The sequence below is a fragment of the Micromonospora sp. U21 genome (assembly GCF_018070045.1).
Lineage (GTDB): Bacteria > Actinomycetota > Actinomycetes > Mycobacteriales > Micromonosporaceae > Micromonospora.
On record NZ_JAGPYK010000017.1, the window covers coordinates 1 to 20,761 of the forward strand.

General features: G+C 67.7%; 21 protein-coding genes, 1 tRNA gene and 4 pseudogenes. 17 read left to right on the forward strand and 9 right to left on the reverse strand.

Annotation, left to right across the window (positions count from 1 at the left end):
* A pseudogene (locus KBX63_RS35365) lies at nt 1–101 on the forward strand (IS5/IS1182 family transposase); the annotation flags it as partial.
* 84 nt (nt 102–185) lie between these two features.
* Here the strand turns inward: KBX63_RS35365 and KBX63_RS35370 are convergent.
* Nucleotides 186–587: pseudogene (locus KBX63_RS35370) on the reverse strand (SUKH-4 family immunity protein); the annotation flags it as partial.
* 1,611 nt (nt 588–2,198) lie between these two features.
* Here KBX63_RS35370 and KBX63_RS21425 point away from each other — a divergent pair.
* Complete coding sequence (locus tag KBX63_RS21425; protein WP_210913344.1) at nt 2,199–2,591, forward strand: hypothetical protein; 393 nt, start codon at nt 2,199–2,201, stop codon at nt 2,589–2,591.
* 336 nt (nt 2,592–2,927) lie between these two features.
* Here the strand turns inward: KBX63_RS21425 and KBX63_RS35375 are convergent, their stop codons facing one another.
* Entirely contained in the window at nt 2,928–4,268 is a 1,341-nt protein-coding gene (locus KBX63_RS35375; protein ID WP_307871788.1) for an IS110 family transposase, read from the reverse strand.
* A gap of 252 nt (nt 4,269–4,520) precedes the next feature.
* Here KBX63_RS35375 and KBX63_RS21435 point away from each other — a divergent pair, with 252 nt between their 5' ends.
* The 4 genes from KBX63_RS21435 to KBX63_RS21450 all read left to right on the forward strand — a co-directional run bounded on the left by KBX63_RS21435 (nt 4,521) and on the right by KBX63_RS21450 (nt 7,300).
* Nucleotides 4,521–4,997, forward strand: coding sequence for a hypothetical protein (locus KBX63_RS21435; RefSeq protein ID WP_210913345.1), 477 nt, complete (start codon nt 4,521–4,523; stop codon nt 4,995–4,997).
* 12 nt (nt 4,998–5,009) lie between these two features.
* Entirely contained in the window at nt 5,010–5,462 is a 453-nt protein-coding gene (locus KBX63_RS21440) for a hypothetical protein (RefSeq protein ID WP_210913346.1), read from the forward strand.
* Between the two features lie 241 nt (nt 5,463–5,703).
* Nucleotides 5,704–6,078, forward strand: a complete 375-nt coding sequence (locus KBX63_RS21445; RefSeq protein WP_210913347.1) for a hypothetical protein — start codon at nt 5,704–5,706, stop codon at nt 6,076–6,078.
* Between the two features lie 133 nt (nt 6,079–6,211).
* Entirely contained in the window at nt 6,212–7,300 is a 1,089-nt protein-coding gene (locus KBX63_RS21450) for a hypothetical protein (RefSeq protein ID WP_210913348.1), read from the forward strand.
* Between the two features lie 900 nt (nt 7,301–8,200).
* Here KBX63_RS21450 and KBX63_RS35380 read toward each other — a convergent pair.
* Nucleotides 8,201–8,431 (reverse strand): hypothetical protein, encoded by a 231-nt coding sequence (locus KBX63_RS35380; protein ID WP_247662822.1) that lies wholly within the window; start codon nt 8,429–8,431, stop codon nt 8,201–8,203.
* A 214-nt stretch (nt 8,432–8,645) separates the two neighbouring features.
* Between KBX63_RS35380 and KBX63_RS21460 the strand changes: the two genes are divergently transcribed.
* Nucleotides 8,646–9,203, forward strand: coding sequence for a hypothetical protein (locus KBX63_RS21460; protein WP_210913350.1), 558 nt, complete (start codon nt 8,646–8,648; stop codon nt 9,201–9,203).
* Nucleotides 9,204–9,564: 361 nt separating this feature from the next.
* Nucleotides 9,565–10,050, forward strand: a complete 486-nt coding sequence (locus KBX63_RS21465; RefSeq protein WP_210913351.1) for a YcxB family protein — start codon at nt 9,565–9,567, stop codon at nt 10,048–10,050.
* Between the two features lie 248 nt (nt 10,051–10,298).
* Here the strand turns inward: KBX63_RS21465 and KBX63_RS21470 are convergent, their stop codons facing one another.
* Nucleotides 10,299–11,360: an ISAs1 family transposase gene (locus KBX63_RS21470; RefSeq protein WP_210913359.1), complete on the reverse strand. Its 1,062-nt coding sequence runs from the start codon at nt 11,358–11,360 to the stop codon at nt 10,299–10,301.
* A 290-nt stretch (nt 11,361–11,650) separates the two neighbouring features.
* Nucleotides 11,651–11,809 (reverse strand): annotated as a pseudogene (locus KBX63_RS21475) (SgcJ/EcaC family oxidoreductase); the annotation flags it as partial.
* Nucleotides 11,810–12,272: 463 nt separating this feature from the next.
* Here KBX63_RS21475 and KBX63_RS21480 point away from each other — a divergent pair.
* The 5 genes and pseudogenes from KBX63_RS21480 to KBX63_RS21500 all read left to right on the forward strand — a co-directional run bounded on the left by KBX63_RS21480 (nt 12,273) and on the right by KBX63_RS21500 (nt 15,799).
* Entirely contained in the window at nt 12,273–12,629 is a 357-nt protein-coding gene (locus KBX63_RS21480; protein ID WP_210913362.1) for a YciI family protein, read from the forward strand.
* A 15-nt stretch (nt 12,630–12,644) separates the two neighbouring features.
* Nucleotides 12,645–13,877, forward strand: a complete 1,233-nt coding sequence (locus KBX63_RS21485; protein WP_247662823.1) for an RNA polymerase sigma factor — start codon at nt 12,645–12,647, stop codon at nt 13,875–13,877.
* Nucleotides 13,878–14,250: 373 nt separating this feature from the next.
* Nucleotides 14,251–14,547, forward strand: a complete 297-nt coding sequence (locus tag KBX63_RS21490; protein WP_210913364.1) for a hypothetical protein — start codon at nt 14,251–14,253, stop codon at nt 14,545–14,547.
* Nucleotides 14,548–14,574: 27 nt separating this feature from the next.
* Nucleotides 14,575–15,252, forward strand: a pseudogene (locus tag KBX63_RS21495) (PKD domain-containing protein); the annotation flags it as partial.
* Between the two features lie 67 nt (nt 15,253–15,319).
* On the forward strand, nt 15,320–15,799 hold the full coding sequence (locus KBX63_RS21500) for a hypothetical protein (RefSeq protein ID WP_210913368.1): 480 nt from the start codon (nt 15,320–15,322) through the stop codon (nt 15,797–15,799).
* A 9-nt stretch (nt 15,800–15,808) separates the two neighbouring features.
* On the opposite strand, the gene KBX63_RS21505 is transcribed toward KBX63_RS21500, so the two are convergent.
* The gene (locus KBX63_RS21505; RefSeq protein WP_210913370.1) at nt 15,809–16,339 is read right to left on the reverse strand and encodes a hypothetical protein; all 531 of its coding nucleotides are present in this window, start codon (nt 16,337–16,339) and stop codon (nt 15,809–15,811) included.
* Here KBX63_RS21505 and KBX63_RS35385 point away from each other — a divergent pair.
* The 3 genes from KBX63_RS35385 (at nt 16,274) to KBX63_RS21515 (ending at nt 18,073) form a co-directional block, all read left to right on the forward strand.
* Nucleotides 16,274–16,606: a hypothetical protein gene (locus KBX63_RS35385; RefSeq protein ID WP_247662824.1), complete on the forward strand. Its 333-nt coding sequence runs from the start codon at nt 16,274–16,276 to the stop codon at nt 16,604–16,606. The genes KBX63_RS21505 and KBX63_RS35385 overlap by 66 nt on opposite strands.
* Before the next feature lie 168 nt (nt 16,607–16,774).
* Nucleotides 16,775–17,260, forward strand: coding sequence for a hypothetical protein (locus KBX63_RS21510; protein WP_210913371.1), 486 nt, complete (start codon nt 16,775–16,777; stop codon nt 17,258–17,260).
* 15 nt (nt 17,261–17,275) lie between these two features.
* Entirely contained in the window at nt 17,276–18,073 is a 798-nt protein-coding gene (locus KBX63_RS21515; protein WP_210913372.1) for a phosphotransferase, read from the forward strand.
* Between the two features lie 235 nt (nt 18,074–18,308).
* On the opposite strand, the gene KBX63_RS21520 is transcribed toward KBX63_RS21515, so the two are convergent.
* Nucleotides 18,309–18,380, reverse strand: a tRNA-Val gene (locus KBX63_RS21520).
* A gap of 50 nt (nt 18,381–18,430) precedes the next feature.
* Nucleotides 18,431–19,060 carry a TIGR02611 family protein gene (locus KBX63_RS21525; RefSeq protein ID WP_374102253.1) on the reverse strand — a complete coding sequence of 210 codons (630 nt, stop codon included), beginning with the start codon at nt 19,058–19,060 and terminating at the stop codon, nt 18,431–18,433.
* Between the two features lie 294 nt (nt 19,061–19,354).
* Here KBX63_RS21525 and KBX63_RS21530 point away from each other — a divergent pair, with 294 nt between their 5' ends.
* Entirely contained in the window at nt 19,355–19,786 is a 432-nt protein-coding gene (locus KBX63_RS21530; RefSeq protein ID WP_007457244.1) for an SsgA family sporulation/cell division regulator, read from the forward strand.
* Between the two features lie 115 nt (nt 19,787–19,901).
* On the opposite strand, the gene KBX63_RS21535 is transcribed toward KBX63_RS21530, so the two are convergent.
* On the reverse strand, nt 19,902–20,678 hold the full coding sequence (locus KBX63_RS21535; RefSeq protein ID WP_210913374.1) for a glucose 1-dehydrogenase: 777 nt from the start codon (nt 20,676–20,678) through the stop codon (nt 19,902–19,904).
* Nucleotides 20,679–20,761 lie beyond the last annotated feature (83 nt).

The window sequence follows — 20,761 nt, forward strand, 5'->3', positions numbered from 1 at the left end:
CCTACTTCGACCTCGCCGACGCCATCATCACCATCCGTAGCCTCATCCGCCAGGCGTGGATCTTGTACCGATGGGACACCCGCCCCACCCGCCGACCATGAAGCCCACCTATTTGCGCGACCACTTAGCCGCTCGCGAAGAAGACCCGACAACCGGCTGCCGGCCTGCTCGTCGTCCGCCGTACGGCGAGCTACGTCAGCAACGGCCACCAGGGCCTGGACCGATGCGAGGAACTGGCCGAGACTGGAGTTGACGAAGCTCGTTGATTTCTCGTCGGACAGATGGTCGGTGACGTACAGCACCCCGGTCCGTCGCTCGATGACAAACCACGAGTAGTCCACCGGCTGGCCCTGCTGTTCTCGTATCGAACCGATGACATACCCATCGATCGGGGAGCCGGGCGGGGTCTCCTGAGCGAAGCGTTCGGCCACGGCGGACGTGAAGACCGTCGGCATCACGCAGCTGATGGCCACCCGGGGCGGCAAGCCCTGGGCCAGGACCTGCTTGGTGGTCGGTGGCAGGTCGAGGTTTGCAAGCCCTGCGGGGTCAAGCCGATGCCGCTCGTGGTCCACCCGGGAATCATGCACGAACCCCTACGAGCTACGTGCCCCGCCAGCTTCCATAGCGGCGACCGTAACTGAGGCGGACAGAGACGGCTCCGGCAAGCGAGGCTGTGGGACCAATGTCCCCACAGGCCACGACTCAGCAGAAAGTCAGCGAACGACGTGATACGTGACCGAGGCCAATGGCCACAGCCGGCGGGACGCCAAGGCAGAACCACGGCGAACGACACCGGCCGACACTGGTCGACAACAGCGAACAGGCTTTCCCAACGGGGGTCATGAACGACAGGTCGGAGGCGCGCCCGACCGGATGAGATGCGCTGCGGCGGGTCACCACAGCTCATCGAGGGCCGCGATCTGCTTGCGGAGGGTTCGGGCGTCCTGCGGCGGAAGGACAGCAACGGCGACGTCCAGAATCCAGCGCAACTCGGGCGGGTTAGGACAACACTCCATCACCCCACAGCCGGCTGTCGGGTCCCACAAGCGATGCCAGGGGTGGCGCACAAACCATGACCAGGCCCGTAGTGCATCAGACACGGCCTGGTTCCAGAGGCGGGTGCGTTCGAGGTACGCGATGGCTTTCAAGCCGCGGGCCGAGAGCCCGGGGATGACGGAGGTGGACCCGTCGAGCGATCGCCGGTAGGTGGAGTCGGCACGCAGTTGTGCGGGGCGCCTACGCGGCATTGCCCTTTCGTGGAGTCGACATGACGATCATCGTTGCACACACCCGTGTTCGGCTCACCGGCCCGACGACCTACGTGCACGGGGACCGGACCACGATGGAAGGCGGGCCGGGCCCAGCATCTTGTCGTGCTCGGGGATCGCCGGTCCTCGTCATCGGCGGTCTCGGTTCCGGTCCGTCGGAGATCCTCAATCATCCGCTGCAACCGATCCTCGTGATTTATGACCGACCGCGTGCCCGGTAGCGATCTGGGCGGCAATAGCCCATGACCTCGGCATGATCATCGGGCACAACGCGGGCACAAGTGACGCCGACAACGGCTGCCAACTGCCGTAAGGCAGCGGAAGATCTCGCCGAGGTCAGGCGGCCAATCCGCCCGATCGGAGTCGATCAGCACCACGCCGGAGGGGTTCAGGATTCCAGTCCCTGGCGGCCCCGCACTGCCCCGGGCCGTCCGCCCTGCGACAGGGGTCGCCTAGTTGATCGAGTCAGATCGTAGCCAGATGGGCCGAGACGGACGGGCCGGGACGTAGGGCACGGTCGTCGTACGAGCACCATTCGAGCATCAAGGAAACGGCGGGCGCCATACCGTGCACGTCACCAGCCGCCGCGGTGGGGGCGCGTAGGATGCTCAGCAGGGTGACTCAGTTCCGCCTGCGCACATCGCGGATCATGCCATAGAGACGCACCATCGGTGGCCAGCGGAGGACAGCTCGGCCTCTTCGTCCCGAAGGAACCACCAGCAGTCGATGCGCTGCTTGAGTCTTGGGACTCGCCTGTCCGAAGGTCCACCGCCATGAATATTGGCTCGTGTCTTGGGAGGCGGACCCCAGCGTCCACGGGCGTCTGACATTGCTCGCGCCCGTTGTCACCCAGATAGTCACTCAGCATCCGTCGTCGCGTCCCTCCTCGGCTGCCATGTCACTGGTACGGTTCGCGCGGGAGGCTCTGCGATGTCCGGATCAGACGAGCATGGGCCGTGGTTCGTGCCCACAGCCGGAAACCTGGCGGCACCGGTGCCGACACCTCCGCGCCGAACCGTGGCAGCGGTGGTGATGAGCCTAATCGGGGCCGTTCCTGGAATGGCCCTGTCGTTTGCTCCGCTGGCACTCATTCATCAGTACGTGGAGGTGTTCGCGGCCACTGCCACACCGGACAGCGGGTTTAACATCTACACCCTCGGGGCGCTAGCCTGCTTAGCGCTCGGCGGCTTCCTGCTGGTGAGCGCGCTTGTGACGTTGTTCTTCCGGCAGACACGGGCGCTCGGTATCGGGTACCTGTCTGGCCTCGTAGTCGGGCCTGTCTCCTTCATGTTTGTCCTTGCGGTCACGAGGCTGGCCGCATAGGGCCTTCAGAGCGGCATCATCAGACACAGGTGCTGCTCACCATCCCGATGCTCCTATGGACCGTCAAGTCAGGGGTCCCGTGTCGTGTCGGCGGTCCACGCGCCCGTTCCGGGAAGGAACGATCATGGCTGGTTGGCCATGAGCAGGGGTACTGTCGTCACACCCGACCGCGTCGCCGGGCCCGCTGACGCGCACAATGCCAGCGTGCGGGTAGTCGCGAAGGATGAGTCCGGCGAATGGACGACGTGGCGAGTAGGGCGCCGACGCCTGGCGTGGCGACCCGACTACAAAGGATGGTTCATCGACGCCGCCGAGATGGCCGGGATCGTGCTCGTGCTAAACGTCATACCGCTGGCCATCTACCTGCTGAACTGGGCTGCTGCACTGCTGGCGACCACGATCGTGTGGCCCCTGCGGGCAACAACCGGCAGCTGGCAAGTGGTGGCCTATTCGACCACGGTCGGTGACAAGGGTTATCGGACCCACGTGCAGGGTCGCAACGCCGCCGATGCGCTGGCGCATCAGTGGGGGCTCGAGATCAAGCAGCATGGTCAACCGCAAGCACCAGCAACCGGTGGTTGACCCCCATCCCGTTGCTCGTATGAAGGTCAAGTGGTCAGGGCGGTGAAGTCGGCGACCAGTGCGGTGTAGTCGGGCGTCCTCGACGTTCACGCCGACGGCACCGGCGTCGAGCACGGCGCGGGTGGTCAGGCCGACCTCCGCGACGTCGCGGACGATGTAGCGCTTCAGGTAGCGCAGGATCTCCTGCTTGCTGAGTCCTTCAGTGATGCGGCGGTGGACGTAGGCGCGGGTTCGCTGGTCGTAGCGCATGCGGCAGAGCGCGATGGTATGCAGGGCGTGGTTGGCGCCGCGGTCGCCTCCTCGGTGCAGGCGGTGGCGGCGCACCCGTCCGGAGCTGGCGGGGATGGGTGCTGCGCCGCAGAGGTGGGCGAGGGCGGCCTCTGATCGCAGACGGTCGGGGTTGTCGCCGGCGGTGGTGAGCAGTTGGGCGGCGACGTCGGGGCCGACGCCGAACAGGGCCGTGGTGCGGGGTGCCGCTGTCTGGACGATGGGTGCTACCTGCCGGTCGAGGGTGGTGATCTCGTCGGTGAGGACGGTGACGCGGCGGGCGAGTCCGGCCAAGGCTGCGGCGGTGGCTTGCTCCGGCTCGTGAAGTCTGGCCGGGTCGTAGGTCAGCGCAGCGGACCGGCTGACCAACGTGACGGCACTGACCCCGGTCAGGTGCGCTCGTAGGGCCTCCGGGGCGGCCGCGACCAGACCGCGCATCTGATTCAAGACGGCGGTGCGGGCCTTGACCGCTCCTCGGCGGGCGACCCTGAGCGCGCGGATGGCCTCGACCGGTCCGGTGCGGGTCTTCGGGGTGCCCATGGCGGTGCCGGCGAGGGTCGCGCGGGCGGCGGCGATGGCGTCGATCGGATCGGACTTGCCCTTGGCCCGGCGGGTCCTGCGGTCAGGGCGGCCAACCTCCCTTACGGCGATCTTTTTGCTGGTCAGATAGCGGGCCAGGCCGGCGCCGTAGCTGCCGGTGCCCTCAACTCCCACGGCAGTTACCCGCCCGAAGGAGCGCATCCAGGCCAGCAGATCCGCGTAGCCGGCGGTGGTCGCGGGGAATTCGACGGCGCGCGTGGCCGAGGGCAAGGTCGTGTTCGTGCCCACCCGCTGAGCCGTCACAGCACAGACCGCGGATCGAGAGAGGGAGTTCGGTGAATCAGCCACGGCGGGACCGGTACTGCACCGCGTGCGGCTCGTTGCTGGTCGCGGGGTCGTGCCCGGGCTGTGGGCGGAGTGTTCTCGGTTCCGGCGCACTCGGGGAAGCCCCTTCCCCGCCTGGCGTGGGCCCGGCTTCCCGCCACCGGTGCCACCGGCTCCGCACGGAAGGCCGGCCATGGCCGGCTCTGGCTGCCCATCGTGATCGCGGCGGCCGTCGGGCTGGTGGGTCTCTGCGCGGCATCGGTGCTGCTGGTGCCGCGATTTGTCGGACCGGAGGCCGCGGTGCGCGCCTACTTCGACGCGTTGACCGACCGGGACGCCGACCGGGCGCGTACGTTGCTCGCCGAGGGTTCCACGGTCGGTCAGTCGGGATCCGTCGCCGGAGTGGACGCGCGGGCGGACTTGTCGCTGTTGACGAACAGCACGCTGGCCAACAGCGGTTACACCCCGCCGCGCAACGTCGAGATCAAGGTCACGAGCTGGACCGTGGGCAGCGCGTCCACGCAGGTCAGCTACGACTTCGGTGGCCCACGCATCACGAGGACCCTGCCCCTGATCAACCAGGGGGGATACGAGGGCTGCGTTCATGGCGGATCACGGACGGGCTGCTCGAACTCACGCTGGCCCACCCGCTGGCGGACCGGCTGGTCGTCGCCGGTACCTGCCTGTTGGTGACCACCACGGTCCATGATCGCCTATCCGGGTGCCTACCGGGTCACCCTCCCCGAGCACCCGCTGTACCAGGCACAACCGATGATCGCGTTTGCCGGTGGCGCGATTCTCGAGCATTCCTCGGCCGAGGTCCGCGACGATGTGCGCCGGGACATCGAGCAGCAGGTGCGGGCCCACGTGGACGACTGCGCGCGCCGCACCGAGCGTGATCCGGCGGACTGCCCCTTCCGGGCGAGCAGCTACGTGGCGACGGTCAAGGCATGGACCATCATCCGGTTTCCAGAACTGGTCCTCAAGGTGGTTTCGGGCGGCATCGTCTCGGTGCAGTCCTCCGCCCAGGGCGTAGCCACCGTGACCCTGGTCCGCTCGCCGAGTGACACCAACTCCTGGCAGGAGTCCGTCGCCTTCGAGATCACCGGAACCGTACGGGCCGTCGACGGTAAGGCGAAGTTCTCGTTCGTACGCTGACACGGATGCGGGCGGCGGTCTTGTCGTGGCCGCCGACGAGCAGACGCATGCCGCCCTGCTGACTCTCATCAGGAACCAGCGCGCCAGGAGGGATTGAGTCGACATCCGCTTCTCGGCACGACAGCGCCCTCAGTGTGAGCCGGCGACCGCAGGGCATCGTTGCGCACGGTGACGGAGGGACGTCTGTCCAGGGCGCTCGCCCGGCACCTCACGAGCGGGTAGCCCGATACCGTTTCGATCCATGGATGACCACTGGCGCGAGCAGGATGGTCACGCACCGTTGACCGGTGCGCAGGCTGCTGACGTCGTTCGGAGACGAATCGACCACGGAATGCTCGAAACGTGGTTCAAGCACGACCGAGGACGACTGCTCGCTGTCGTTAGCAACGGCACCCGCGCCTTGATCATGCTGCTCGAGGAACCGGGCGATCCCGGCGAGCACGCCATCGACCCGACCGGAACCGGTCAACAGGACGGTTTCGTCCTCAGCAACGGGCAGCACGACGCATGCAGCGACCGCGACAGCGTCCCGCTTGTACAGGCGCTCGCAATCGTGGAACACATCGTCGATCACGGTCACCTGCCGGCCAGCCTCGCGTGGCACGTCGACCGGTAGCTACCAGCGGCTAGCCCGGCGATCAGCGCCAGTGAGCGGACGTGTAGTTAGCCGTTTGCGGATGCGGTTCGGCATGCTCGGCGAGCGTTGACGCACGGGCGCCTTCGCCGGAGAAGCTGGATCGGAGTCGGGGATGGGTTTCTGGGGCACCTTCGTAGTCCACCGTGACGAGCGACTGCTGTGGGAGCTGCTCCCCGGCATCGCCGCGTTCGACGATGCTGAGCTCTGCTACGACGGGGTGTCCGGCGGTTGGCAGGTGACCCGGGTCTTCCCCAGGCCCAGTCATCTGCCAACCGGCTTCCTCGCCGACCTCAGGGAGGCGAGCGGGGCGCCGGTGCTGGCCGCCGACATCTTTGACAGCGATGCCGCCTTCGTGCGGGCGCTGGGCCCGGACATGTCGGGCTGGCAGGCGTGGTTGGACCTCGACGCGGCGCTCGCCTACCTCGTGCCACCGCCTGCTCCGTTCGCCGAGGATGGCACCTACCTCGGCGACGACTGGAGTGACCCGGACCACGACCGGAAAGTTAGCGACGTCAGGCAGCGCATGTTGGCGGAGGCACCCGAGGGCGTGGCCGCAGCGGCCGCGGTGGCCTGGGCCGTCGAGGCCGGCTTGGAACCCGGCACCGTCGAGCAGGTGAGGGAGGTGCTAGGCAGCCACGAGGTGTTCGTCGAGGACCTGTTCTTCGCCCTACTCAACCGGCTCGGCATTGCCACCGACGAGGTGGACACGCCGGCGCGACCGGCGATTGTCGAGGTGCTGCGGGGCCTGTTCGGCCACCGGCTGAACGCGGTCGAGATGACCGCGCACCGGCCCGCCTGCGGCGAGCGGCTGGCCTTCCGCGGCAGGCCAGACCTGCGGTTGCACTTCGGCGGTCGGCAAGCGCTGGTCGCTTGCGGTTGCAGTAGGGAATTCACCTTGCTTCCCACCGTCCTGAGCGACGATTCCGCTGAAGCATCGAAGCGGCGCGTCGACGGCTCGCTCGCCCACGCCGCTTCCGTTGTCCTCGGGCGACCGTTGACCGACGCGGCGACCGTGCGCCACCGGTACCTGCCAGACGTCAAGGGCGTCGCGCTCCGCTTCGGCGGCCCCGATCTGTTCGTTGTCACCGTCGACGGTAGGTGGACCGTCGCGAAAGGCTCGACAGCGCCGACGCAGTTGATGAACGAGCTTGGACCGCACCGCCGAGACGAGATCCATGTAAATCCCTGGCTGGCCGGCTGAGCCAGCGAGCTGGGATACCGAGCGGCCGCGACTGATGCCCGGATTCTGAACGACGTGGGCTCTACGCCAGCAACATACTCATATCGGCTACTTGTGCGAACTCGCCCGCCTCTGAAGCGAGAGCCCACCGGTCCTGACGCCTTCGGCTCCGCCGAAGAGGTCACCGAGCAGGATGGCCTGGTCAGCGCACTGTCGATGGGATCGAAGTCTCGGCTCTTGGGACCTGCACCGGCGCCTGAGCGTTTGCCCGCAGAGTCAGGCGTCGATCTAGCAGCCTCGCTCCTGGCCCGTCCAGGCGTTCGACACGGCTATGGACGCCGGTCGATCACGGAGCCGCAGCGGAGTGACCACTTCGGTCTTCACTGGGAGGTCAAGCGAGCCAGACCGCCATATCGTTGCTGCTCAGCGCCGTACCAGCGCCGATGCCGGTTGAGCACTTCGCTAGCGGTGACCACTTCGGAGGCGTGCGCCCAATCTGCTCCCAGCGCAAGGCCCAGCCCGCCTACCGGGTCGTTACCGCCCTGACCTGCGCACACTCCCCCACCAGGTGAAATAGAGCCCAGTTGAAATCCGTTCAGCGCGGTTGAGCCCTGCGTGTGAAGCAGGACGCCACACTGCCTCTGACCTGCGAAAACGAGAACCCGCAGGTCGTCGTGGGTGCAGTTGAGTGCGGTTCGGTGCAGTTGAGCGCTGTTCAACGCCGTTCAGTGCACCCCGTTGCTCCCAAACCTGCTCCCCGGTCTCGGCCTGTATCGGCAGCAGCTGATCCTCTGAACCGGCCCCCAGGGGTCTTGGTGTTTTCCAACGCGTTGGCTGCGGTACCGCTGATGTGTGGGACGGATCGAACTCGGTGCAACGCGGCGACTACCCGATCTTCGTCTATCTGGCCGTAGACCCTCGCTAGATGCCCAGACAGGTCGTGGCGAGGGCCCTGACTTGGTGGTCTTCGTGATCGAGTAGCTGAAGGTGCAACTCCTGCAGCTCTTTCCAGTCCCCGCCGTCGCCGTCGTAGAGCGCGGAGCCGACCATGGCGTCCAGGGCGCGGGAAAGGTCGCCGCGATCGAGCGCCGTGCGCACGTCAGCTGGCACCGCCGGCGGCGGGTTATGGAAGACATGATGCTCATGACGCACACCAAGATCCTTGTACATGGGCTAGGTCGGCGCGGTGGCCCGACTGGCCGCCATGCTCAGTCAGGTCGGCGGCCATGAGCGCGAAACCCGGGACCCTGGCTGGCGACCACGCCTACGCCCGCGGAAGGTGACGGGCCTCCGACAGCCGACGCGCGAGTCGCGGCAGACGAGGCTATGTGGTCGTGTGGTTCTGGTGTCGCTGTACCCTCTTCCGGTGGCGTTACCCAGCAACGAACGCGAGCGTCGGCTGTCGCTTTATCGAGACCGGGTCGATGCCTACGTGGGCGTGGATGCGGAATTCGGACAGCGTTGGCGGAGCTGGTGTCAGAAGCTGTTGTCGTTCGGGGGCTCGCTCGTCGTTCCGCCGGGCAAGCCCGAGTCCGATCTTGAAGAGTTGCGTGCCGGCGGGTCTGCGTTTGGATCGGCAGTGCGATACGTCCAGGGCGATGCCGGTGAGTGTCATCGCAACGTCGCGGCGCTCTGGATTGACGGAGTCATCGAGTCGATCGGCACGGGCTACGCGCTGTCTGCCGACGAACTCTGGCGGCAGCACTCGTGGGGCGTGGAGCGCGACGGCGCGCTGGTGGAGACCACGGACGAGCGGCGCGCCTACGTGGGCATCGTGCTGCCCGCGAGGGCGCCGAGCATGCAGTTCGCCGGGAGCAACGCCCAGGAGCACCTCAAGACGGTGTTACGGCAACGCGGTCCCCGCACCGCAGGGCTGATCAGCATGATTCGCGAACTGGCGAGCGCGGGCAGGTCTCGGTCCTAGCTGGCGTTGGCGCGCCGCTGGCGCGGGACATTGTGTACCCGGCTTCGGACAGCCAACGGTCACCGTAGGTGGCGGGCGTGCGATCGGACAGCGCTCGCGATCGGCGGCAGATCCGGATACTGAGTCCCCGCCGTAGGGACAGGAAGTCCGTCTGCGCGGGCAGAGGGCCTCATGGGCGCGGTTGGGGGTCTCGGTCTTCGGCGAAGGCTGTCTGCTCCGCGGGTGCAACCCAGATGCCGGATAGCTGTCTGACGTGGTGGACCATGGTCTTCACTCGGCAGGTTCCCGACGCTTCGGGCGGCCATCGCTGTCACGCTGCGCGACGCGCAACTTGCGGCGATGCCGTGCCATACTGCGGCGCGTGCACGTGACCGGGGAAGTGCAGATGACGTACGGCCTGCTGCGGCGGATGAGCCAAGACGCACAGGGCCGCTGGCAACGCGTCATGCGGATGCTCCTGCTCGCCCTCGCGGCACTGGTTGTGCTGCTGGCCACGCTGCTCGCGGCAGTGACCGGGTTCAACGGTCGGCTGCTCTACCTCGTGCTGGTGTTGTGTGCCGCGTTCGCCGTGACAGAACTCCTTCCGGTACTGAGTTGGTTGCTGCAGCGCCGCCTCTTCGTCGAGCCGTTCCAATACGGGGTGAGCACGTCGGGCGTCGACATCCAGACCGCGAGCAGCCGGACCCAGATCGACTGGTCCGGCATCACCCGGATTCGGCGGCGACGCCATACCTGGCTGCTGAAGTACGGAATGAGCCAGATCCCGGTGCCGCGGGCGGCGTTCTCGCCCGAGGATCAACGGATCGTGGACGACTTCATCGTCGGGCGCCCCGAGTTCGCCGGGTGACCGTCCCCCGACGCGGCCAGCCCGAGCAGCGCGACCGCCGAATTGTGCAGCACGTCGACAGCGTCCCCGCGCGCAGCAGCCGACTGCTCGGCTACGGCCAGTAACCCGTACGGCAGTTGCGCAACGCACGGATCGCGGAAGAAGAGTAAACCGAATCTTGGAGTCTTGCGGCAACGGTCGTAGGCGCGGTCGGCGAACAGTTCGCCGAGTCGCCGGCGGGGTCGGCCGCGACGGCCTCGGACCCAGGGCTATTGCGTTGTCGGGTAACTGCTGGTCACGGCGGTGATCAGGTCGTGTGATCGGCGGGTGGCCCGGGCAATGTTGGTCGCGCCGGTGGTGCGGTGCCAGCCGATCGCGCTGTTACGCAGCGTTGCGATGACGGCGGGTCCGTTGCCTGTCCGGGCCTGGTGGAGGTCTTCACGGAACGTCACGTCGCGCACGTGATGGATCTTGTTTTCGATGTGCCAGTGTTGGCGGATCCAGCTCTGCAGGTCGACCGGCTGGGCTTGGCCGGCGGGTAGTGACACGGTCAGGTAGGCGGTTTCGCGGCTGGTCCTACCAGCGGCGATGCGGGTTCGGGTGATGCGCACGGCCTGCTGGGCGTGGGGGAAGACGATGCCGCCGGGGGTGGCGACGGTGACGGCTTTGACGGTGCGGGTCTCGCGGCGGCCGTGAGCACGGTCGCGAGTCCTGTCACCGACCGGGATCTGCGCCCAGGGAAGCCGTTTGAGCTGCTTGAACAGAGTCGGCTGGTTGGCCTTTACCTGCACGAGCAGGTGCGCTCGGCGGGCGGTGACCTCGTGGGCGTGAGGGGTCTGGGTGTGCAGGGCATCGGCGATGAACAGCACCCCGGCCAGGGAGCCGAGCACCTGTTCGGCGGCGTCGAGCAACGGAGCGAACGACGTGATCTCATTGCTTTTCGCGTCCACGGTGACCTGGGCGAGCACGATCCCGGTGGTGCTGTCCAGTGCGGACAGCAGATGCACCTGGCGGCCGTCGCCGATGCGGGCGCCGCGCAGCGTCTTGCCGTCGATGGCGATCACCGTGCGGTACCGCCTCGGCCTGGTCACCTCGACGGGAGTGCGGGTACGCAGCCAGCCGGCCGGAGCGTTGCCGAGCAGCGTGTCGTCCAGGCGCGTCAGCAGCCGCCAGACAGTGCTACCGACCGGCACTGCGGCGGTGAACCCGAGCCGGGCCTGGGCTTGTTCTTCCAGGTCGTGCAGCCAATCCGTGATCGCGGCGAACGACGACGCCCCGGCCATGACGGCACAACCCGCCACCGCCAGTAGCGGGGTCAGCGGGTAACGCACGCCTCGCGTGGGTCGCGTGGATCAGGAACAGCGGCGAGCGCGTGCAGCAGCCCGCCGCGTTCACCGTCGGTGACGGGCGCGGCCTCGGCGATGGAGGCGGGTGCTGCCACGGCCAGTGCAGGGATGAGAGAGGATGCCATCGGCGGGTGGGGTCTTCCTCGGAGTCATGAAGCGTCGCAACTCCATGATCACCGATGCGGCCTCACCCGCTTTTAGCGCCTCCACAGAGGCCGAACTCGTCTCGAAACTCCTGGTCAACGGCGCGCCGGCTGACTATGCAATCGCCCTGCGTACACGCCTGGCAGGATGAGCGTGCCGTCCTCGGTGAACAGTCCGGCAAACGCGTCAGCGTCGTGCGCCGCCCATGCCTTCACCATCCGTGCCGACATCGCCGCGACCGCCGCCTGGTCCGTCCCGTCCAGGACTGGAGCGTCCATACTCGTGGTCATCCTCTACCCGCTTTCGTCCGTCGTCTATCGGCAACAACTGATGACCATCGTGGCCGAGATCGAGCTGTCCTGGCGTCTTCCAGCGTGCGCCGAGTGGCCATGACGCGATCCCTGAGCCTCGATCCACCGATGGATGTCGGGCTGGGGGGTACCCCGCAGATAGAAGGCGCCCTCTGAACTGGAAGGACAGAAGTTCTCACGCCTCTATTCCGCCGTTCGAGAGAGCACCTCGCAGGTGAGATCACGCCATGACGCGCCGGTGGTCCGCGCGACGGCGCGAACCCGCGCCGCGGGACCTACCGGCGAAAGCGCCGTGCAGACCACTCCTAATTTGATCGAAGGATAGCGATGATTCCAGGTCGTCGAGCCAGAATTCCGTCCCGGTTGTCGATCTGCCACCCACCCGGCTCGTCGTAGGGTAGAGGCCACCACGGAGGGGCCGGCACACGTTGGGATACGAATGATGGCGAAGTACATGATTCTCATCTATGGCGACGCCCAGCAGTGGGACGCGATGACCGATGAGGAGTGGAAGGCGAACGACGCCGCCCACGAAGCGTTCACGGTCAAAGCAGGCTCACGGATCATTGACGGACAGCAGCTGGAGCCGGCGCCCACGGCCACCTCGCTGCGCACGGACGCGTCTGGCCAGATCAACACGACCGATGGGCCGTTCCTGGAAACCAAGGAAGCGCTGGGCGGCTACTACCTGATCGAGGCGACCGACCTGGACGAGGTTCTGTCGATGGTGACGCTGCTGCGCGAGGTGCACCAGACGCACAGCGGTGTGGAGATCCGTCCGGTGGTCGACCACGGATGACGTGGTGAGCCACGGATGAACGATGAGGTCGTCGCGGCGGTCGCGCAGGCGCACCGCCGCGACTGGGCCCAGGTGCTCGCCACCACTGCCCATCTGACCCGTGACCTCGACCTCGCCGAGGAGTGCACCCAGGACGCGTTCGCCCAGGCCCTGGAGACCTGGGCAGCGACCGGCATTCCCGACCGACCGGGCGCCTGGCTCACCACCATCGCGGGCAACCGGGCCCGGGATGTCCTGCGCCGCGAGTCAGTGTTCCGACGCAAGATGCCCCTGCTTGTCGCGGACGAGACGGTGCCGGGACCCGAGGACGGCCTGGTCGACGACCGTCTGCGACTCATCTTCACCTGCTGCCACCCTGCGTTGTCCAAGGAGGCGCAGGTGGCCCTGACTCTGCGCCTGGTGTGCGGGCTGTCCACGCCCGAGGTGGCCCGCGCGTTCCTGGTGCAGCCGGCCACCATGGCCGCGCGTGTCACCCGGGCCAAGAGGAATATCGCCACGGCACGCATCCCGTACCGGGCACCGGGCCCGGAGCAGCTCGAAGAGCGGGTTAGTGCCGTCCTCCAGGTCGTGCATCTCATCTTCACCACCGGGCACACGGCACCGCTCGGCGCTCACCTGGTCCGCCGGGACCTGGTGGACAGCGCGATCAGGTTGGCCCGCATGCTACATCTGCTCATGCCGACCGACGCCGAGATCAGCGGCCTGCTCGCGCTGTTACTGCTCACAGCGTCGCGTCTGGACACCCGCATCTCCGACGATGGGCGCCTGGTACTGCTGTCCGAGCAGGACCGCTCACGCTGGGACAGCCAGCTCATCGCCGAAGGCCAGTCGTTGTTGACCGATGCGTTGCGCCGACGGCCACCGACACGGTACGCCCTGGAGGCCGCGATAGCGGCAGTGCACACCGAGGCGCCGACATGGCAGGACACCGATTGGACGGAAGTTGTCGGCCTCTACGATGCCCTGTTCCGGCTGTGGCCCTCACCTGTGGTCGATCTCAATCGCGCCGTCGCGATTGGCCTGCGCGACGGGCCACGGGCCGGACTCGACGCGCTGACGCCGTTGCTCGCCGATCCGGCCCTGGCCGCATACGGATATCTCAGTGCCGCCCGCGCCGACTTCCTGCGCCAGCTAGGGCAGTGGGCGCAGGCCGCGACGGCCTACGAAGAGGCGCTGACCCTCACCGACAACAGCGTCGAGCGCGTCTTCCTCACTGAGCGGTTGACCGAACTGCAGCAGTATCTGTGATCGTCAGCATCTCACGGACGGTCTCGAAGTACCCGTCGATGCCATAGCGGCCGCGGCGGTTAGCGCCAGGGTCATTGCGTAGTTGTATAGCTGCTGGTCACCGCGTCGATGAGGTCGTTTGAGCGTCGGTCGGCGCGGCGGGTGGCTCGGGCGATGTTGGCCTCGCCGTTGCTGCGGTGGTAGTTGATCGCGGCGTGGCCAGAACCGTTCGGCGGGCAACGCTCTCAGAGCCTTCTACCGCGATGACCGGATCCTGTACTCCGAAGGTTCCAGCGACGGGGAGTGGCTTGACCGCTTCTACGTCAGCATTATCGAAGGCGTAGAAGGCAGCGGTGGGGGTGGCGGTGAGGTGCCCATTCCGGATAGGCCGCCGGTGGTCGACGCCGGCCCGCGCCTCGGCGGCAACGAAGGTGCGGCGGTAAACCTCTACGGCTCCGCAGTCGACGACAACGGATCGGTGTCGACGACCTGGTCGTACACGGCCGGCGCTGACGTCGACCCCGGCACCACCTGCTCCTTCGGTAACCCGAACGCCCCGCGCACCACGTTCACCTGCACCGACGACGGTGAATTCACCCTGACGTTGACCGGATCCGACGGCGTCAACGCCGCCGTCAGCGACACGACGACGGTGACGCTGCAAAACGTGCCGCCGCGCATACCAGCCTGAGCCCGGCCAACTGGGACGTGTTCAAAGTCGGCCAGCACGCTGGCAGGCGCCTTCACCGACGCCGCCAACGACACCCACACCTGCCGGGTCACCTGGGACGACACCACCTCCACCGTGTTCGCCCCGGCCGACCGCACGTGCCGCCAGGCGCACGTGTTCACCAACCCCGGCATGTACACGATCAAGCTGACGGTCACCGACGACGATGGCGGCTCCGCAACCGCCGAGACGATGGTGGTCGTCTACGACCCGGACGGCGGCTTCGCCACCAGCGGCGCACACCTGGACTCACCGGCTGGCTCATTGACGTCGGATCCGCAGGCCAGTGGACGCCTCAATGTGCAGATGAACCCGATGTACAAGCCGGGCGACACCGGGCCGGTGCCGGGCGGCGGGCGCATCAGCACGAGCCTGCAGGGCGCCGGCATGGTCCTGGAGTCCACGGCGCTGTCGTGGCTGGTCATCACACCCGACTACAAGGTCGCCGTCAAGGGTGTCGGTACCGTCAACGGTGCCAGCGGCTACGGGTTCATCGTCTACGGCTACGACGACCCCGACAGGCTGCGCCTGGTGGTGTGGCCCCTGTCGGCAGGCGAAAACCCGGGAAGCACCAAGCTGTACGACAACCGTGCCGTCGGCGGCTGGGACCTTGACGTGGCCGATCCGCAACCACTGAGCGGCGGCAGCCTCCAGGTGCATCAGTAACAGTCAGTCGGGTAACCAGATCCCAGGCCGGCGCCGTGCGGCGCCGGCCTGGGATATCCCTGCGGAGGTGACGGTGGTACACCTGCTCGGCGGCGTCGGCGGCACGGTCGCCGCCGACCACGGCCTGTTCCTCGTGCTCGACGAGCGCGCCGACGATATCGGCGACCCCGACTTCAGTCAGGACCGCATCTGCTGGAGCGGGCGCGACGCACTGTTTGTCGTCAGCCCGTCGATCGCCACCTGTCGGGCGTCGGTGACCGTGCAGGCGTGGGACGGAGAACCCGCGGCCGTCGACTCCACGACGTGGCCGGATACCGACAGCACTGAGGTCACCCTGCGGACCGGCACCGTGTACCTGTCGCACCTGCTCGACATGGCCCCCGTAAGCGACCTTCTGCCGGTAGGCCCTCCCGGCCGCTACCGGGTACGCGTCGACGTCGCGGGCCGGGCCCAGACGCGGGCGCTGCTGCGCTCGCCCGACTTCGATCCGGTCGGGCGCACCGTCGGCCCCGAGCGGATAGTGATCGGTTTCTGGCCGGCCTGCTGACCGCGTTCGTCAGGCCAGGCAACGCCCGCCGGGAAGCGTGCCGACAACCCGGGGGAGCCGGACACCGGTGAAGTCCACGGACCCCAGCACGCACCCGGTGCCGGCAGCGACGGCGTAGAAAACCGAGCCGGGCGACGCCGCGTCGGTCGGCTGTCCCCAGCGCACGGTCACGACGGTGAAGCCGCCCTCTGTCAGCACCTGTCGGATGCGCTGCACGCCGTCCGGCCCGCTGGTGGGCGGCACGGAGCCGAGCTGCACCGGAAAGCACGCCTCGGCGCCCGCGTTGGCGCCACAAGCCCGGTTGAGTTCGTCCTTGATTTCCTCGGCGGCGCGCTTGGCGTCCAGGCGCTGCTGCTTGGTCAGCTCGCTGCGGTTCGCCTCATCGACGAGCGGCTGGCGGCACTGCTCGTCCTCCGCGGCTGTTGGCGAACCTCTCCCCAGACGAGAGTGGCTCGCGAACGGAGGCCGCCGGTGATGACGTCCCAGCTGCCCATTCCCAGCGCTGGACCCACGCCGAACCGACCGAGCTACAGGACGCAAACGGCACCTCCGCACACGCCACTACGCCCGATGTGGGCGTGCCGCTCGTGTGGCCAGCCATGGCCCTGCGGTGAAGCGCGTCTCCTACTGACGGCCGAGTACGAGGCTGCCCTCCCCGCCCTGTCGATCTACCTCAGCGGCTTGATGTACGAAGCAATGCGCGACCTCTTTCAGCTGAACCCGCATGACGGGCCAAGCCCGCGCGACATGTTCGAGCGCTTCGTCGCCTGGGGGCCGTTCCGAAGATCAATCCTCGAGGACCGGTGACCATGCCCCGCCGCTACTGGAGGCGGGTGAGGGGACCTCCGCACCGACCCGCCGCGAGTCCACAGCGATTCATGATCGTTCCACGACACCGAATAGACCGACGCAATTCAGCGCCGAAGGTGGCGCGATGGCACCTTCCGCTGATCCGCGCAGGATGAAGGAGGGGTTTTGAGTATCACCGCAGACAGGCCGGTCACGATCGCCGCAGATCCCTGCACTCTCGTCTCGGCCGAAGTCTTCCACAAGATCACCCGCTACTTCGCTACCAGACAGGAGGTAACCCAGACCTACGCCGAGCGCGCGGTCGGGCAGTTCCTCGTCTTTCTGAAGGCATACGCCGATCGCATGGGTAGGACGGACTTCGGGATGCTCCTGCCGACCGGCGAGTCCTACCGGGTCGTCCCGACCCGGCCGGTCGACGCTGTCTGGCACGCCGCCCTGCAGATCAGCGAGCCCTACACCGCCGCCTGCAAGGAGATCGCGGGCCACTACGTGCACCACCGGCCGATCCTGACCGAGGCCATGCAGGACGGCACCGCCATCACCTACACACTCTCGGCGCTGCACGAAACCGGCTACCGGGTAGACATGGAGTTCTGGGGTGGCGAGGCCGAGTCCTGCTGTCCGCCGAACCCGCCTCAGCCAGGCAAGTAGCAGAAGAGAGAGCCGATGCGTAGCGACTGGACCGCTCTGCCGGAGAGCGTCACGGCAGGGATCGCCGAACGGATCGGCGGAACCTTCGACGTCACCCCGGCTTCCAGTGGCAACCACGCCGAGATCGTCTCGACGGTCACCGGACCTGCCGGGCAGATCTTCGTCAAGGCTGCCTCCGGCGAGCTGAGCGTTCGATCGCTGCGCTACGAACTGGCGGCAACCCGGGCCATCGACCGGCAGCCACCCGCAGTCCTGTGGCATTTCGAATCCGATGGCTGGCTGGTGGTGGGGACCGAACATCTTGCCGGCCCCCACCCCGACCTGTCACCCGGCAGCACGGACCTCGATCTGCTCCTAGCCGCACTGAAAGCACTTCAAGAGACGCCGGCACCTGACGAAATGTGGTTCACCCCGGCAGCCCGGCTCGGGTTCGCGCACCCGGCGATGGATGGCGAGACACTTATCCACTCCGACCTCAATCCTGCCAACTTGATCGTGACGCCACTCGGCCTACGGATCGTCGATTGGGCGTGGGCAACCAAGGCCGCCGCATGGGTCGAACTCGCATTGCTCGTCCAATGGCTGATCGGCAGCGGCCACAGCGCCGAACAGGCAGAAGAGTGGCTAACCCAGCTTGCCGCATGGACTGCGACTGACCGTCAGGTCCTGGACGACTTCGCGTCAAAGAACGCAACGAAGTGGGCCGCCAAGTCCCGGCAGAGCACCGAGCTCTGGGTACACGACCTCGCAATGTGGACCGGCGAATGGGCCAACCATCGGACCCACGGCCGCCAGTCAAACCATGAGCCATAACCCGGGGGCGCCCTCTCGCCACGCGGGCACCGGTAGCGGTCGGCCCAACTCCTCAACTAGCCAGCAGGCCCGCTCGGGACCGCAAATCAGGTCACTCAGCCGGGCGGGTCCATGGCGGCCCGAACCGAGAACCAGCCGCGCTGCTCCCAATCTGCTCCCAATGTAAGCCGCACAGACAGCGAAGCCCGTTACCGACTACTCCGGCAACGGGCTTCTGACCTGCACAAACGTACGGTGGGCGATACTGGGATCGAACCAGTGACCTCTTCGGTGTGAACGAAGCGCTCTCCCGCTGAGCTAATCGCCCTCAGCGCCGATGACTCTACCCGATCGTGGAACCGGACCGGAAATCCGGGGTCAGTGCGTCGCGAGGTACTTCATCGCCGCAGCCACCACGTCGATGCCGAGGCTGTACTTGAGCGACAGCCACACCACCATGGCCACGAAGACCAGGCCGACGGAGCCGAGCGCGATCCGTGCCGGCAGTGACTGCCGTTTCGCCCAGTTGGTCCAGCCGTGCACGTGGCGGCGGGTGAAGCCGAGCAGCCGGCGGGCCCAGTGGTATTCGACGGCCCAGATGCCCAGCCCCGCGATGACCAGCAGCCAGCCCGGCCCGGGTAGCGGGATGAGGGCGATGCCGATGGTCACGACCAGCGCCCCGGCGATCGCGATGCAGACCTTGAGGGCGATCCGGCCGGTGGGGTTGGCCCGGATCAGGTCGATGGTGGTGGAGAATCGCTCCCGCCAGCGAGGGCGCCGCGGCCGGTCCGCCACCACGAGGACGCCACCGGCACGGCCGGCCCTGTCCCCGGCGGTGCGATCCGCACCACCGCCGCCAGACCGGCCCGCCTCTCGGTCACCGGGGCGGCCGGGGTCGGAGCCCGGCCGACCGGGCCGCTCGGGCTGCTCCATTGGCACTGCGTACCCCCGCTTTTCGGCTGCTCGGACCGCGACGTTCGGCGGACCGGACGCCGCTGCCTGATCCACTGAGGATCGCTTCGCGACCATTTCACCCCCCAGTGTCGCTCGGGCCCGTCACTGCAACGGCCGACTGGACGTTACCGGAGTAAGTCGACGACTGAGCCACCCGATGCCGGGCGGGATCACGCACTGGGCAGAACCGGAAATCCTACATGAATCCTCACATTCACGCGGCCTTTCCGTCCCCCTTCCCACCACTGGGTGAAGTCAGCGTATGGCGGAGCGTAGCCAGGAGTAGCACCTGAGTATGGGAAAAGCGGGACACGCGCGTTCCGCAGCGGTGCCGGGGGGAGAACGTCCATGAGTGTCATCCGACCGACGACCGTAGAGGTCGAGACGTCGCTAAGGCTCGTCGCGCCTGACGCCACCGCTTTGCCGGTGCGTGCCAGTTTGCGTTACGACCCTGCTGACCCGTATGCGGTCCATGTCCTGTTCCATGCCGAATCGGCCGGCGGCGAGGCGGTGAGCTGGTCCTTCGCCCGCGAACTGCTCGTCACCGGCCTGGATGAGCCAGCCGGCATCGGGGATGTGCGGGTGTGGCCCTGGGCCACCCCGCGCGGAGACTTCGTCGCGCTGGCCCTGTCGTCACCGGACGGCAACGCCCTCTTCGAGGTGCCGCGCAGCGTCCTGGTGCGTTTCCTTCGACGGACCTACGTCGTCGTCCCACGCGGCCGAGAGGCCGAGCACCTGGACGTCGACACGGCGGTGAACCGGCTGCTCGCCGGTCGCTGACCACCGCCCGACCGGGCAACACCGGCCATCACGGGGCCGCGCGGATCTGCCGACCGCGCGGCTCCGGCACACCCTGGGGTACGCGGGCCCGCCCGCCAAACGGGTCGGCCGGTGCTCAGCCGTGCGTGGTGATGCCGCCGTCGACCGGGATGACCGCCCCGGTGAGGTACGCGCCGGCGCGGGACGAGAGGTAGATGGCCGTGCCGGCCATGTCCTCCGGGCGCCCGATGCGGCCCAGCGGCACCTGCTGCTCGATGCTGGCCCGGCTCGTCGGGTCGTTCAGCGCGAACGCCATCATCTTGCTCTCGAACGGGCCGGGCGCGATCGCGTTGACGGTGATCTGCTCACCGGCGAGCTGGTGGGCCAGGCTGCGGGTGAGCATGTGCACGGCCGCCTTGGTGGCCGAGTACGCGTACACCTCCATCCACGGCACCCGGATGCCGTCGATCGACCCGATGTTGATCACGCGGGCCGGGTCGTCGGCGCTGGCGGCTGCGCGCAGCGCCGGCAGCAGCGCGGTGGTCAACCGGAAGACGGCCTTGACGTTGACCGCCCAGAGCTTGTCGAACGCGGCCTCTGGGTAGTTTTCCAGCGGGGCGCCCCAGGTCGCGCCGGCGTTGTTGACCAGCACGTCGAGGCGGGGGAAGCGCTCCTGGACGGCGGCGGCCAGCGACTCGGCCCCGGCGTCGGCGCCCAGATCGGCCGGGATCGCCTCGCAGCGCCCCTCGGCGGAGAGTTCCTTGGCGACCGCCTCGCAGACGTCCGCCTTGCGCGACGAGATGATCACGTGCGCGCCGGCCCGGACGAAGCCCTGGGCGATCATCAGACCGATCCCCCGCGACCCGCCGGTGACCAGGACCGTCTTGCCTTCGACCGAGAACAGCTGCGTCATGCCCATCCCATCGCGAGTCGGCGGGTCCGCCGGTCCGGCGGGCGGCCGGCGGGGCGCCGGGCGGACCGGGGACCGGACGGCGC

Excerpts from the sequence above, each read along its gene's own strand:
- KBX63_RS21445 (WP_210913347.1), top strand. The coding sequence starts at position 5,704 with ATGGATGACCACTGGCGCGAGCAGGATGGTCACGCACCGTTGACCGGT.
- KBX63_RS21535 (WP_210913374.1), bottom strand. The coding sequence starts at position 20,678 with ATGACGCAGCTGTTCTCGGTCGAAGGCAAGACGGTCCTGGTCACCGGC.
- KBX63_RS21485 (WP_247662823.1), top strand. The coding sequence starts at position 12,645 with ATGAACGATGAGGTCGTCGCGGCGGTCGCGCAGGCGCACCGCCGCGAC.
- KBX63_RS35385 (WP_247662824.1), top strand. The coding sequence starts at position 16,274 with ATGACGTCCCAGCTGCCCATTCCCAGCGCTGGACCCACGCCGAACCGA.
- KBX63_RS21480 (WP_210913362.1), top strand. The coding sequence starts at position 12,273 with ATGGCGAAGTACATGATTCTCATCTATGGCGACGCCCAGCAGTGGGAC.
- KBX63_RS21515 (WP_210913372.1), top strand. The coding sequence starts at position 17,276 with ATGCGTAGCGACTGGACCGCTCTGCCGGAGAGCGTCACGGCAGGGATC.
- KBX63_RS21440 (WP_210913346.1), top strand. The coding sequence starts at position 5,010 with ATGATCGCCTATCCGGGTGCCTACCGGGTCACCCTCCCCGAGCACCCG.
- KBX63_RS21450 (WP_210913348.1), top strand. The coding sequence starts at position 6,212 with ATGGGTTTCTGGGGCACCTTCGTAGTCCACCGTGACGAGCGACTGCTG.
- KBX63_RS21425 (WP_210913344.1), top strand. The coding sequence starts at position 2,199 with ATGTCCGGATCAGACGAGCATGGGCCGTGGTTCGTGCCCACAGCCGGA.
- KBX63_RS21530 (WP_007457244.1), top strand. The coding sequence starts at position 19,355 with ATGAGTGTCATCCGACCGACGACCGTAGAGGTCGAGACGTCGCTAAGG.